General features: G+C 69.3%; 11 protein-coding genes. 10 read left to right on the top strand and 1 reads right to left on the bottom strand.

Features of this window, described 5'->3' with window-relative positions; all coding sequences use genetic code 11:
* Nucleotides 1-18: 18 nt before the first annotated feature.
* From ACZ50N_RS13610 to ACZ50N_RS13580, 7 genes are all read left to right on the top strand, one after another.
* A complete protein-coding gene (locus tag ACZ50N_RS13610; protein WP_046363299.1) occupies nt 19-2,007 on the top strand; it encodes an FUSC family protein in 1,989 nt (662 codons plus the stop codon).
* A 76-nt stretch (nt 2,008-2,083) separates the two neighbouring features.
* Nucleotides 2,084-3,565, top strand: coding sequence for an FAD-dependent monooxygenase (locus ACZ50N_RS13605; RefSeq protein ID WP_464473058.1), 1,482 nt, complete (start codon nt 2,084-2,086; stop codon nt 3,563-3,565).
* Between the two features lie 223 nt (nt 3,566-3,788).
* The gene (locus ACZ50N_RS13600) at nt 3,789-5,147 is read left to right on the top strand and encodes an HNH endonuclease signature motif containing protein (RefSeq protein WP_464473057.1); all 1,359 of its coding nucleotides are present in this window, start codon (nt 3,789-3,791) and stop codon (nt 5,145-5,147) included.
* An 80-nt stretch (nt 5,148-5,227) separates the two neighbouring features.
* Nucleotides 5,228-5,917 carry a GntR family transcriptional regulator gene (locus ACZ50N_RS13595; protein ID WP_464473056.1) on the top strand — a complete coding sequence of 230 codons (690 nt, stop codon included), beginning with the start codon at nt 5,228-5,230 and terminating at the stop codon, nt 5,915-5,917.
* A gap of 64 nt (nt 5,918-5,981) precedes the next feature.
* Nucleotides 5,982-7,382 (top strand): allophanate hydrolase, encoded by a 1,401-nt coding sequence (locus ACZ50N_RS13590; protein ID WP_464473055.1) that lies wholly within the window; start codon nt 5,982-5,984, stop codon nt 7,380-7,382.
* Complete coding sequence (locus ACZ50N_RS13585) at nt 7,379-8,068, top strand: cysteine hydrolase family protein (RefSeq protein WP_046363294.1); 690 nt, start codon at nt 7,379-7,381, stop codon at nt 8,066-8,068. Before ACZ50N_RS13590 ends, ACZ50N_RS13585 begins: the two co-directional genes overlap by 4 nt.
* A gap of 9 nt (nt 8,069-8,077) precedes the next feature.
* Nucleotides 8,078-9,661 (top strand): SulP family inorganic anion transporter, encoded by a 1,584-nt coding sequence (locus tag ACZ50N_RS13580; RefSeq protein ID WP_464473054.1) that lies wholly within the window; start codon nt 8,078-8,080, stop codon nt 9,659-9,661.
* Between the two features lie 19 nt (nt 9,662-9,680).
* On the opposite strand, the gene ACZ50N_RS13575 is transcribed toward ACZ50N_RS13580, so the two are convergent.
* Nucleotides 9,681-10,064, bottom strand: a complete 384-nt coding sequence (locus ACZ50N_RS13575) for a cupin domain-containing protein (protein ID WP_048422478.1) — start codon at nt 10,062-10,064, stop codon at nt 9,681-9,683.
* A gap of 71 nt (nt 10,065-10,135) precedes the next feature.
* Here ACZ50N_RS13575 and ACZ50N_RS13570 point away from each other — a divergent pair, with 71 nt between their 5' ends.
* The 3 genes from ACZ50N_RS13570 to ACZ50N_RS13560 are packed head-to-tail and all read left to right on the top strand — an operon-like array spanning nt 10,136 to nt 13,587.
* Nucleotides 10,136-11,797 (top strand): tetratricopeptide repeat protein, encoded by a 1,662-nt coding sequence (locus tag ACZ50N_RS13570; RefSeq protein WP_464473053.1) that lies wholly within the window; start codon nt 10,136-10,138, stop codon nt 11,795-11,797.
* Nucleotides 11,798-11,806: 9 nt separating this feature from the next.
* Nucleotides 11,807-12,286, top strand: a complete 480-nt coding sequence (locus tag ACZ50N_RS13565) for a nucleoside deaminase (RefSeq protein ID WP_046363291.1) — start codon at nt 11,807-11,809, stop codon at nt 12,284-12,286.
* Complete coding sequence (locus ACZ50N_RS13560; protein ID WP_464473052.1) at nt 12,283-13,587, top strand: alpha-amylase family protein; 1,305 nt, start codon at nt 12,283-12,285, stop codon at nt 13,585-13,587. The genes ACZ50N_RS13565 and ACZ50N_RS13560 overlap by 4 nt, the downstream gene beginning before the upstream one ends.
* Nucleotides 13,588-13,595: the final 8 nt, after the last annotated feature.

Raw genomic sequence — 13,595 nt, 5'->3', positions numbered from 1 at the left:
CCGGGCCAGAATGGGGAGATGATCACGGGCGAGACGGTGCGCGCGGCCCTTCCGGAGGCGGCTCCGGTGCTGCGGAGCGTCGTGGTCACCGTGGTGGCCGCGCTGTGTGCGATCCAGTGGGGCCCGGCGGGTTCCGCGACCGCGGTGGCTGGAACAGCGGCGATCGCCGGAGTCGTGGCGCTGCAGCAGGATCCGCGCGGACGAACCCTGCGGGTGTTGTTCACCTCGGTCGTGATGGGCGTGGCGATCCTGGTGGGCACCTCGACGTCGACCTTCTTCTGGCTTGTCGTCGCCGCTGCCGGTGCCTGGTGCGCGCTCGCCGCGCTGGCCTGGGTGTGGGGCACGTCTGCCGGGCTGATCGCCGGCGCATCGGGAGCTCTCCTGCTCGCCACCGCGTCGACGGCGCCGACCTGGGCGTCGACTGTCGGGACCGCGGCGTTGGCGGTGTGCGCGGGTGCGCTGCAGGCCGCGGTGACGGCGGCCTGGCCGCCGCGCCGCTGGCGGATTCAGCGCGAGGCACTCGTCACCGCGTACCGCTCGCTCGCCGACGACGCGACGCGGCTGGCTGCCCGTGCCGAGGAGTCGGTGGGCAGTACCGAGCCGATGATCGCCCTGCGCGCTGCGTTCACCGCCGACACGGCCCACCCGACGCGCCGATCCGCCGGCTACCGCAACTGGTATGTGGTGCCCGGGCGCATCGGCGCCTCGCTGGCCGACCTCGGGGCGAGCGGCGGCGCAGCCGATGTGCTGCATGCGACCGCAGCAACCCTGACTGCGTTGGCCGATCCGGACCGGTCGGCGCGCGCTGCGGTCGATGCCGCGCTGCACCGGCTGGACGCCGCCGTCGCCGCGGCCGGTGATGACGCACAGGCCGCCGCGCAACGACTGTCCACCTATCTGCACCTCGCTGCCACGAGGCGACCGAACGACCGACTCCACGCCACGCCGGCGGATCTGCGGACGCGGGTCCAGTGGGCGTCCGCCGACCTGCGCGACAGGATCGACCGGCACTCCCCTGTGCTGCGCCACGCCGCTCGCCTCGGTGTCGCCGTGGTCCTGGCGTGCGTGCTGGGGCGCGTGTTGGCAGTGGGCGACGGGGTCTGGATCGCGCTGACGGTGCTGATGGTGCTGCGCCCCGAGACCGCGCACACCTACACCCGCTGTGTGGGCCGCACTGCGGGCGTCGCCGCGGGTGCGCTGCTGGTCTCGTGCGTCGCCGTCGTGGCGCACGCCGCGCCGGCGGTGTTCGCCGTGCTCGCCGGTGCCGCCGTGGTCGTCGCCCATGTGGCAACGCGGTACGGCTACCTGGCGATGGCCGCTGCCGTCGCGGCCACGACCGCGTTCATCCTCGGGATCGATCACGCAGCGGTCCTCGTCGACCCGCGCGACGTGCTGATCGCGACGTCGGTCGGCGGAGCGCTGGCCGTGCTGGTTCATGTGCTGATGCCTGACGACCCGCTGACCCGGCTCGCGCAGCGGGCGGGTGAACTCCTCGAGACCGAGATCGACTACGCCGCGACGGTCGTGAAGGTCTACCTACACGAGATCGACAGTGCGACAGAGGTCCGCGCCGCAGCGTGGGAGCGCACGTTTCGGGCTCGGGCGGCGTTCGAGGCCGCCTCCGGCGCGGCCCGGCTGGTCTCGGCCGAGCAGCGTCGGTGGTTGCGGTGCTATCGCGCGGTATTGAACTCGATCACCAGTTCGTGCGCGACGCTCGAGGACAATCTGCCCGTCGATGCGTTCCCGCAACCGCACCGGCCGTTCGTGCGCGCGGTCGATGAGTTCGTCGAGGTGGTGTGTGGTGAACCGGTGACGGTCACCGGTCCGTGGAGCGTCGACACCGAGGAACTGACGGCCGCCGCCGAGCGGGTGCGCCGCTCGGTCCCGGGGCACGAGTCGGTCGAGGGATCGGCTCGGGTGCTGGTGTCCGAGATCGCCGCGATCACCCGCGCGCTGTGTCTGGTCGCCGATACGCCGTGGCCTGCGGCGAGGTCCTCGACCGAATAAGTCATCATCTGTTGACATCGTGCCGGATCGGCCTACAGTCAAAGTCATCAGTTGTTGACTTATCTGAGGAGTTCCGATGACCGCTCCGACACGCATTCCCGTCCTCGTCGTCGGCGCCGGGCCCACCGGTCTGGCGGCGGCGCTCGAACTGTCGCGCCTCGGGGTCGGCGTCCGCATCGTCGACCGGGCGTCACATCCGTCGCCGGAGTCCCGTGCCCTGGCTGTGCAGGCACGCACACTCGAGTTGCTCCGGGTCCGCGGCGTCGGAGAGGAGATGCTGCCCCTCGGCAACACGGTGCGCGCAGCGGCGCTGCACGCCGATGGGCATGATCTGGCGCGCGTCGAACTGAGCCGAATGCCCAGTGCGTTCAACGGCATCCTGATGCTCGCCCAGTCGGAGACCGAACGCCTCCTGACCGAACAGCTCGGGCGCCAGGGTGTGAAGGTGGAACGCGGAGTCGACGTCGTGTCGGTACGCGATGACTCCCGGTCTGTCTCGGCGACTGTGCGTTCCGCCGCAGGTGAGGACGAGTGCATCGAGGCGCAGTATCTGGTCGCGGCCGACGGGCCGCACAGCTCGATCCGCAAAGCGCTGGGGGTGCCCTTCCCGGGGCGCACTTTGCCGCACGACTACGTGCTGGCCGACCTGCACATCGATGGCTCACTGCCTGAAAATCAGGTGTCGATCTTCCTGGCGCGCAGCGGTTTCGTCGCTGTTTTCCCCATGGGCCACGGACGCTTTCGCATGATGGCGACCGACCCCACCGGCGTACTGGCGGCGCACGGGACCGCGCCGACGGTCGCCGAGATGCAGGAGCTCTTCGATCGCACGGTCGAGGTGCCGGCGCGGCTGCACGGGCTGAACTGGAGTTCGCAGTTCCGGATCAACAGCCGCGCGGTGCCGAATCTGCGCTCGGGCAGGGTGCTGTTCGGCGGTGACGCTGCGCATGTGCACAGCCCGGCGGGCGGGCAGGGGATGAACCTCGGCATCCAGGACATGATCAACCTCGGTTGGAAACTCGCGATGGTGCTCGACGGACGTGCGCGACCCGATCTCCTCGACACCTACTCCTCCGAGCGTCTTCCGGTGGTCCGAAAGGTGTTGCGCTTCACCGAGATCGGCACTCGGGTGTTCAACTCGACCAATCCCCTGGTGCATGCGCTGCGTGTCCGGATGGCGCCGCGGGCGCTGGCGCGTGACGCTGTCCAGAACGCGGCGGCGTCGATGTTCGGGCAGCTGTCGGCCGGCTACCGAGGCGGCGAGCTTGCGCTGGGAGCGGGCGATCTCGGTGCGATGCGGGCGGGTGACCGCGTGCCGGATACCGACGGTCGCTACGACGCGCTCGACCTCGGCGCCTTGACGCTGTTCGCCGGTCCTGACGCTGGCGCGGTGGTCGACGTCGCGCGGGACTGGGAGGGGATCGTGAGCGTGGGCGGTGGGGGCGTTTCGTCGGGCTGGCTGCTGGTCCGGCCGGACGGTTATCTCGCCGCGGCCGGCGGGCCAGGCGACGGGGCATCGCTGGAGCGCTGGCTGCAGAAGTGGTTCTTGCGACCGTGACCCGTCGGCGGATCGGAGCGATCGGCGAATCCTGTTGTCTCCGGACGGTCCACGGGCTCGAGGCCGACGTGAAGCTGGCCGAGCCTGGCCGAGGCGTAGGTCTCGGCGAGCGCATGCGGTGAAATAGCCTGCCCAGGAGAATCTTTGACCTCGTTCGTACCGTGCGTTCCTCTAGTCACGCGGCGGGGCCAGTTTGTCGGACCCTCGAACTAGTGTTCGATGTGTGGATGCGGTCGCGGGTGCGGTGGAGGGGTTGCGGGCTCAGCTCGCGATCCTGCACGACGCCTGCGACACGCTGACCCACCCGGAGTTGGTCTCGCTGCTTTCCGAGGTGACCACGGTGGTGCGGTCGGTGCCGGCGCTGGAGCATCAGATCCTGGCGCGGCTCACGACGGAGACGGAGCCGCGCCGGCTCGGAGAAGCGTCGTGGAAAAAGGTGCTGACGACAGCGCTGCGCGTGTCGGAGCGTGACGCTAAGCGCCGACTTGCTGATGCCGCGCACCTGGGTCCGCGGCAATCTCTGACCGGGGAACCGCTGGCGCCGGTCTGGGAGGCGACCGCCGCTGCGCAGGCCGCCGGCACCCTGGACGGCGAGCATGTCGCGGTGATCGCGACGTTCCACAAGGACCTGCCCATGTGGGTCGATGTCGACACCCGCGCTGCCGCGGATCGCCAGTTGGCCTCGCTCGGTGCCGGTCTGACACCGGAGGATCTCAAGAAATCGGCGGATCGGTTGGCGGCGATGATCGACCAAGACGGTCCCCAGCCCACCGATGCCGATCGCGCCCGCAAGCGCGGGATCAGACTGGGTGAGCAGCAGGCTGACGGGATGAGCCGCCTGTCTGGCTGGATCACCCCGGAAGCGCGCGCTACTTACGAAGCCATCCAGGCCAAGCTCGCGGCGCCGGGGATGTGCAACCCCGACGACGAGACACCCTGCGTCGACGCCGAACCCGACCTAGAACAGCAGCGTCGCGATACCCGTGGTGCGGCCCAGCGCAACCACGACGCGTGGCTGGCCGTCGGCCGGATGGCTCTGAGCTCCGGGGACCTGGGCTCGCACAACGGATTACCGGTCACCGTGATCGTCTCCACAACTCTGCAGGAGTTGGAGAAGGATGCGGGGGTGGCGGTCACCGGCGGCGGCAGCCTCTTGCCGATGGCCGATCTGATCCGGATGGCCACCCATGCCCATCACTATCTGGCGGTGTTCGACCGCCACACCAGTCAGCCGCTGTATCTGGGCCGGACGAGACGGCTGGCGTCGGCGGCACAAAGAATCATGCTGCATTCCTCCGCGCGGGGCTGCACTCGGCCCGGCTGTACGGTGCCCGGCTACTGGACCCAGGTCCACCACGTCGACGACTGGAAAACCGGCGGGGCCACCGACATCACCAACCTCACCCTCGCCTGTGGGCCCGACAATCGCATGATCGAACAGACCGGCTGGACCACCACAGTCAACGACCGCGGCCAGACCGAATGGCTACCCCCACCCGACCTCGATACCGGCCGACGCCGCGTGAACGGCTACCACCACCCCGAACGCCACCTCGTACCCGAAGATGACCACGATCCATAAGTGCTGTCGGACAATGCATTTCGTCGTGGTGCAGGGGCTGTCGCTGCACGCGCCGCCAATTGTTCCTACCATTGTGTGCCATGGCAGCGCCCAACGGAGTTCCGTCGCGGCCGGTGCTGCCCGCGACACTCGTCGAAGTGGCCGGCCACCGGCTGCGCGATGCGATCCTGTCCGGACAGCTCGCGCCGGGCCAGAAGATCGTCGAGGAACAGCTGTGCGCCGATCTCGGCATCAGCCGGGCGCCCTTGCGCGAGGCCCTGCGCCTACTCGCCCAGCAGGGGCTGGTCGAACATCTCCCGCGGCGCGGCTCGCGGGTGAGCGAGTGGTCGCCCAGCGACATCCTGCAGCTGTTCGAGCTGCGGCACGTCCTCGAGCGGCACGCCATCGAAACCGCGCTCCCCCTGAGCGATCCAGACCGTCAGCTCGAGCCGATCCGCGCTGCGCTGGACCGAATGGACAACGCCGAGGACGCACTCGACCGCGACGACGCGCACCGGGACTTCCACGCGGCCGTGGTCACGTTGGCCGACAACCGCCAACTGGACATCGCGCTCGCGCCGATCCTGCTCAAACTGCAGCTGCCGATGGCGAAGAACCTGCGCGAAGAGGCGCACCAGCGCGACGCTGCGGACGGCAGGCAGCGGCACCGCGCGATCCTCGAAGCGCTGGAGTCCAATCGGGCCGACATCGTGGTGGCGGCGCTGCGCGAGCACGGCCATCTCGACTATCTGGGGCTCGACACGGGTGCCGCCCCGCCGGCAGATTCCTGAGCGCTTACACAAACGACACATTCCCGACCCGCGGTCGCCATGATTCTGTCGACAATCGACAGACATGGAAGAACACCGTGGGCCGTCGATCGGGCCGTCCGTGGCCGAGATCCTGGCCTCCCATGCCGGCGGAACCGGATCGCCCGTCAAGACCGCAGCCCGCGTCGCCGACGCGATCGAGGCCCGCGGGGACGACGGCACCTGGCTGTCGACCGTCCCCCGCGATGAGCTGATCGCTGCTGCCGAAGCCATCGAACGCCGGCCCGGTGCCCGGACGCTACCGCTCTACGGCGTGCCCTTCGGCGTGAAGGACAGCATCGACGTCGCCGGAGTGCCGACCACGCTGTCGTGCCCTGATTTCGCCTACGTCGCCGACGCGACAGCACCCGCGGTGCAACGCCTCCTCGACGCAGGGGCGCTGTACGTGGGCAAAACCAACCTCGACCAGTTCGCCACAGGCCTCAACGGCACGCGGACGCCGCACACCATCCCCCGCAGCGTGTACGGCCGCGGCATCATCTCGGGCGGCTCCAGCTCCGGCTCGGCATTGGCGGTGGCTCTCGGTCAGGTGCCCTTTGCCGTCGCCACCGATACCGCCGGGTCCGGTCGGGTGCCCGCCGCGCTCAACGGCGTCGTCGGCGTCAAACCGTCGCGCGGGCTGATCAGCACCGTCGGACTGGTACCGGCGTGCAAGTCTCTCGACTGCCTCACCGTCATGGCCGGCTGCATCGACGACGCCGACCGCGTGCTCGACATCATGATCGCCCGCGACGACGGCGACCCCTGGTCGCGTGACCGGGGTCCCCGCGTCAAGAATTCCCCCGTGCGCGTCGGGCTGCCGCCCGTTGAGGAACTCGAATTCTTCGGCGACACCGCGATGCGCACGGCCCACCTGGCCTTCCGGGAGCAGCTCGCCCGTCAGCACACGATCGTCGACGTCCCCCTCGAACCCTTCCTGGCGGCAGGATCCCTGCTCTACCAGGGACCCTGGGTGGCCGAACGCCTCGTCGAGTTCGGCGACTTCCTCGCCGAGCATCCCGAATCGATCCACCCCGTGGTGCGCGAGATCTTCGCCAGCGGACACCGCTACACGGCAGTCGACGCGTTCGCCGCACTACAGCGCCTGCAGGAACTCAAAGCGCACGTGAACCGACTGTGGCAAGGCCTAGACGTCCTCGTGCTACCCACGATCGGTACCACGTTCACCGTCGACGAGGTCCAGGCGGACCCGATCCGCACGAACACGGCGCTCGGCCATTACACCCACTTCGGCAATCTGCTCGATCTGTGCGGTGCGGCGATCCCGATCGGTCTCACCGAAGACGGAAGGCCCTGCAGCGCCATGCTTCTCGGTGCCGCGCTCAGTGACGACACCGTGCTGCACCTCGCCGCGCAGCTCCTCGACGAATCGCGACCCGTCCGCCATCCCTCCCCCGCCCCGATCCCCACCGAGGAGCTGCTGTGAACCCGATCCCGATTGCGGCGGAGCCGTCGCCGTTCCCTCTCATCGCCGGCAAGACCGCGCTGGTCGTCATCGACATGCAGCGAGACTTCCTGCTGCCGGGCGGTTTCGGCGAGAGCCTCGGCAACGACGTCGCCCGCCTTGCCACGGTCGTCCCGCCGCTGGCGGCGCTGCTGGCAGCAGCGCGCTCTGCCGGTCTGATGGTGATCCACACCCGCGAAGGCCACCGGCCCGACCTGTCGGACTGCCCACCCGCGAAGCTCCGCCGCGGCGCGCCGACCCAGCGCATCGGCGATCCCGGCGCCTTCGGTCGCATCCTGATCCGCGGCGAGTACGGGCACGACATCGTCGACGAGCTGGCACCGATCGACGGTGAGGTGGTGATCGACAAGCCCGGCAAGGGTGCGTTCTACGGAACCGACCTGTCCGAGGTGCTGACCGACGCCGGCATCACCCAGTTGCTGATCACCGGTGTCACCACCGAAGTCTGCGTGCACACCACGACCCGTGAGGCGAACGACCGCGGTTATGAGTGCCTCGTGGTATCCGATTGCGTCGGTTCGTATTTCGATGACTTCCACCGCGTCGGTCTGCAGATGATCGCCGCGCAGGGCGGCATCTTCGGCTGGGTCGCCGACACCGCAGCCGTCATCCCCGCACTGCAACAACTGACCACCACGGCCGCCTGAGGAGACCTTGTGAGTACCGACGTCACCACTCCCGCCCCCACCGAGAAGCCGGCGTCTGTGGCCTGGTGGACCCGCGGCGATCTGAACGCGTTCTTCGGCCTGGGCTTCAACATCCTGGTCAACGTCCTGACCTTGACCGGCCTGATGATCGGCGTGGTCAAGATCCCTGCCGGTGACGTGCTGGGCACCGTATTGCCCGCACTCGGCGTCGCGCTGATCCTCGGCAACCTGTACTACACCTTCCTCGCCCGCCGACTGGCCAAGCGAGAGAACAGATCCGATGTCACCGCGCTGCCCTACGGGCCCAGCGTGCCGCACATGTTCATCGTTGTCTTCGTGGTGATGCTGCCGGTGTACCTGAACACCGACGACGCGATGCGGGCCTGGTCGGCCGGGCTGGCGTGGGCGTTCATGATCGGTGTGATCGTGATGATCGGGGCGTTCGTCGGACCGCACATCCGCCGGCTCACCCCGCGGGCGGCGATGCTCGGCACCCTGGCGGGCATCTCGATCACGTTCATCTCGATGCGGCCCGCGGCGCAGATGTGGGAAGCGGCGTGGATCGGGCTGCCGGTGCTGGCGATCATCCTGATCGGCTTCTTCACCGATGTGCGGCTGCCGTTCGGCGTCCCGGTGGGGCTGGCGGCGCTGCTCGTCGGTACCGCGATCGGCTGGCTCGGCGGCTACATGTCCGCCCCCGACGTCGGTCAGGCCGTCTCCGACATCGCGATCGGCGTGCCGGATCTCCGCGTGGACATGCTGTTCTCGGGTCTGTCGAACCTCGCGCCGTTGCTCGGGACCGCGATCCCGCTGGGCGTCTACAACTTCACCGAGGCGATGAGCAATGTGGAAAGCGCCGCTGCCGCCGGCGACAACTACAACCTGCGTAGCGTGCTGCTCGCCGACGGCGCGGGCGCGGTCGTCGGGTCGGCGTTCGGATCTCCGTTCCCGCCCGCGGTGTACATCGGGCACCCGGGTTGGAAGGACGCCGGCGGCCGGGCGGGCTACTCGCTGGCCAGCGGCATCGTCATCGGAATACTCTGCTTTCTCGGCCTTTTCGGGGTTCTCGACGCGCTACTCCCTGTTCCGGCGATCGTGCCGATCCTGCTCTACATCGGACTGCTGATCGGCGCCCAGGCGTTCCAGGCGGTGCCGCGGCTGCACGCGATCGCGGTGGTGGCCGCGATCCTGCCCAACCTGGCGCAGTGGGCCAGCGGCCTGATCGACAATGCGCTCAACGCGGCGGGCACCTCGGCGTCGAAGGTCGGACTGGAGGCGCTGGGCAATGCCGGCGTGGTCTACGACGGGCTGCTGACGTTGGGTGAGGGCGCGGTGCTGGTCGGGTTGATCCTGGGCACGATGGTCACGTTCATCCTGGAGAAGAAGTTCGTCTACGCTGCGATCGCCTCGGCGGTGGGCGCCGTGCTGTCCTTCATCGGCCTCATTCACGCACCGCAGGTGGCCTGGGCGGCGAATCCGCAAGTGGCACTGGGCTATGCGCTCTTCGGGGTGGTCTGCCTGGCGTACTCACTGCTGCCGGGGGCGAAGGAGCCCGTCGTGGTCGACGAAGCCGACATCGTCGCGGGACACTGAGGGTCGCGGGCCACTGACGTCAGTCGGCCACGAACGGCACCGCCGCGTCCTGCCCCAACACGACGTACATCCGCCGCCACGGATCGTCGCCCTCGAGGCGCCACTGGTGACCGGACCCCGTGGTGTCCTCGGCGAGCAACACGTCGCCGGGTGAGAGGCGGAAGGACTCACCGTCGCGCGTGGTGAACAGCAGCGTGCCCGCGAGGGTGACGACGAGTTGGCGGACCGGCGCGGTGTGCCACGCCAGCGTGCCGCCCGTCGCCGTCTCCTCCACCGTCACCGACGCCGCGGTGACGCTCGACGAGACCAGGTCGTCGTTGCGACCCGGCTGCATGTCCAGGCGCCCGATCTGGACGTGAGAGGTGTCGTCGGCGCCGGTCCACAGTCGTACGCAACGGATCATGCGCGTCACCGTAACCGCCGGGTCCGGCCTCTGCACACCTCATCGAACGGTTCTGAATTATCGTGCCGGGTGTGAGCGCATCGCCGATCGAGCCCTACTACGACCTCGGCTCCTACCGTCGGCCGACGGACACACCGTCGGCCGACGCACAGGTCTGGTTCGACCGGGGCATGGTGTGGGCCTATGCCTTCAACCACGACGAGGCGATCGCGTGCTTCGAGCGAGCGCTGGCCCTCGACCCCGATTTCGCGTTGGCTCGATGGGGCATCGCCTATGCCGTCGGGCCCAACTACAACAAGGCGTGGGAGGCGTTCGACCCTGTCGACCTCACCGCCTCCGTGACGCGGGCGCGGGCCGAACTCGCCCAGGCCGCGCGCGGGCGCGCCGACGCGGTCGAACGTGGGCTCATCGACGCGCTGCTGGCACGGTTCCCGACCGACGATCCCGACGAGACCGCCGCGCTGCAGGCCGGCCACGCCGCCTACGCCGACGCGATGACCGCCCTGGCGCAGGCTCATCCCGCGGACGTCGACGTCGCAGCGCTGACCGCCGACGCGCTGGTCAACATCACCGCATGGGCGCTGTGGGACAGCCGCACCGGTGAGCCGGCGCCGGGCTCGCGCGTCGTCGAAGCCATGCAGATCCTCGACGCGGCACTCACGACTGCGGCCGGCCGCGCCCACCCCGGCATCCTGCACCTCTACCTCCACGCGATGGAGATGTCCACGACGCCCGAGAAGGCGCTGCCCGCCGCCGACCTGCTGCGCGGCCTGGTGCCCGATGCGGGCCACCTGCAGCACATGCCCAGCCACATCGACGTGCTGTGCGGGAACTACCACGACTCCGTCGTCGCCAATACCGCTGCGGTGCAGGTGGATCGGCGCTTCGTCGAACGCTCGGGCCCGCTCAATTTCTATTCGCTCTACCGCGCCCACAATCTGCACTTCGTGGTCTACTCGGCGATGTTCGAGGCCAACTACGCCACGGCGCTGGGGGCCGCCGACGAGCTCTCGGCCCAACTGACCCCGGAGCTGCTGCGCATTCCGTCACCACCGATGGCGGACTGGCTGGAAGCGTTCGTGCCCCTGCGGGTGCACGTGCTGATCCGCTTCGGCCGGTGGGACGATCTGATCGCCACGCCGTTGCCCGATGACCCCGAGCTCTACTGCACCACCACCGCGACGATCCACTACGGCCGCGGCGTCGCCTACGCGGCGACTGGGCGGCTCGCCGAGGCGCACGCCGAGCGGGAGGCCTTCACCCGGGCCCACGCGCGGATCCCGGAGAGCCGGTACCTGTTCAACAACACCAGCCGGGACATCCTGGCGGTCGCCGCGGCAATGCTGGACGGTGAGATCGCCTACCGCGCAGGTGACTTCGAGGACGCGTTCGCGCATCTGCGCCGGGCGATCGCGCTCGACGACGCCCTCCCCTACGACGAACCGTGGGGCTGGATGCAGCCCACCCGGCACGCCTACGGTGCCCTGCTGCTCGAGCAGGGCCGCGTGGAGGAAGCCGCGGGCGTCTACGCCGCCGATCTCGGCCTCGACCCGACGCTGGCCCGGTCCTGCCAGCACCCGGGCAACGTGTGGAGCCTGCACGGTTACCACGAATGCCTGACGCGGCTGGGCCGTGAGGCCGAAGCGGTCATCATCGCTCGGCAGCTGGAGCTGGCCGGCGCCCGCGCCGACGTGCCGATCCGCGCGTCGTGTGCCTGCCGCATGGATGCGTAGACTTCGCCTGTGTCTCTCAGCGCGGCGGACGTCGAGTATCTGCGCCGCTGCGTGGACCTCGCCCGGCAGGCGCTCGAGGCGGGCGACGAACCCTTCGGCTCGCTGTTGCTCGATGCCGACGGTGCGGTGCGTTTCGAAGACCACAACCACGTTGCCGGCGGGGACGCCACCCGGCATCCGGAGCTGGCGATCGCACTGTGGGCCGTCGAGCATCTCAGCCCCGAGGAGCGTGCCGCGGCGACCGTCTACACCAGCGGTGAGCACTGCCCGATGTGCGCGGCCGCCCACGCCTGGGTCGGGCTGGGCCGCATCGTCTACGCGGCGTCGTCGGCGCAACTGACGGGCTGGCTGCAGGCATGGGACGCGCCGGCGCCCCCTGTTGCCGCTCTGCCGATCAGTGCGGTCGCGCCGGGCGTGCCCGTCGACGGTCCGGCGCTCGACCTGGCTGAAACCATGAAAGCGTTGTACGAGAGGGCTTTTCGTCGATGAGCGAGCCGGATTGGGTCACCCACGCCATCTGGTGGCACCTCTACCCCCTGGGCTTTGTCGGCGCACATCCAGCCGACCCGCCCCCAGGACCGGCTGAGCATCGGCTCCGGCGGATCGTGGACTGGCTCGACTACGCCCGTGATCTCGGGACCTCCGGCATCGCGCTGGGGCCGGTCTTCGCCTCGCAGACCCACGGCTACGACACCACCGATCACTACCGCATCGACGGGCGGCTCGGTGACGACGGCGACCTCGACCACCTGATCACCGAGGCCCACGCGCGAGGGTTGCGCGTCCTGCTCGACGGGGTGTTCAACCACGTCGGCACCGACTTTCCCCGCTACCGCGACGCTGTCGCCGGCGGTGACACGTCGTGGTTCAGGGTCCGGCGTGGGGAGTTCGCCACGTTCGAGGGTCACGGCGGACTGATCGCGCTCGATCATCGCAACCCGGAAGTGGTCGACTACGTCGTCGACGTGATGTGCCACTGGCTCGGCCGCGGCGCCGACGGCTGGCGCCTGGACGCGGCGTATGCGATGCCCGATCGCTTCTGGGCGCAGGTACTGCCGCGGGTGCGCGAGCAGTTCCCGGACGCGTGGTTCGTCGGCGAGGTCATCCACGGCGACTACGTGGCGCGCGTGACCGAGTCCGGCTTCGACTCGGTGACCCAGTACGAGCTGTGGAAGGCGATCTGGAGCAGCCTCAACGACGCGAATCTTCACGAACTGGACTGGGCGCTCAAGCGGCACAACGACTTTCTGGACACCTTCGTGCCCATGACGTTCATCGGCAACCACGACGTGACCCGCATCGCAAGCCAGCTGGACAACCCCGATCACGTCGATCACGCGCTGGTGATCCTGATGACCACCGGCGGCACTCCGAGCATCTACGCCGGCGACGAGGTCGCCTACCGAGGGGTCAAAGAGGAGCGTTTCGGCGGCGACAACGCGGTGCGGCCCGAATTCGGTTCTCCGCTGGACGGAGTGGGCGAGCACGGCCACCAGGTGCTGCGCGCCCACCAGCATCTGATCGGGTTGCGCCGCCGTCACCCGTGGCTGCACACCGCGCGTACCGCACCGCTGCAGGTCACCAACACCGGCTACGTCTACGCCTCCCGAGCCGGTGAGGACACGCTGCTGGTCGCCCTCAACGTCGCCGACGAACCGTTACCAGTGTCGTTGCAGGAGCACGGGTTCGGTGCTGCCGAGGTGGTCGCCGGGTCGGGCGCGCCGCCGGCGGAGACGGTCACCGAGATTGTGGTGCCTCCCCACGGCTGGCTCGTCCTCGCGCCGCGCTGACTCAACCC

This window comes from Mycolicibacterium obuense (genome assembly GCF_055397605.1).
This window is presented reverse-complemented; position numbering and strand designations above follow the sequence as displayed.

Bases quoted from the DNA above. Each gene is read 5' to 3' on its own strand.
- ACZ50N_RS13590 (WP_464473055.1), top strand. From the start codon at position 5,982: ATGGAAGAACACCGTGGGCCGTCGATCGGGCCGTCCGTGGCCGAGATC.
- ACZ50N_RS13560 (WP_464473052.1), top strand. From the start codon at position 12,283: ATGAGCGAGCCGGATTGGGTCACCCACGCCATCTGGTGGCACCTCTAC.
- ACZ50N_RS13605 (WP_464473058.1), top strand. From the start codon at position 2,084: ATGACCGCTCCGACACGCATTCCCGTCCTCGTCGTCGGCGCCGGGCCC.
- ACZ50N_RS13575 (WP_048422478.1), bottom strand. From the start codon at position 10,064: ATGATCCGTTGCGTACGACTGTGGACCGGCGCCGACGACACCTCTCAC.
- ACZ50N_RS13610 (WP_046363299.1), top strand. From the start codon at position 19: ATGATCACGGGCGAGACGGTGCGCGCGGCCCTTCCGGAGGCGGCTCCG.
- ACZ50N_RS13595 (WP_464473056.1), top strand. From the start codon at position 5,228: ATGGCAGCGCCCAACGGAGTTCCGTCGCGGCCGGTGCTGCCCGCGACA.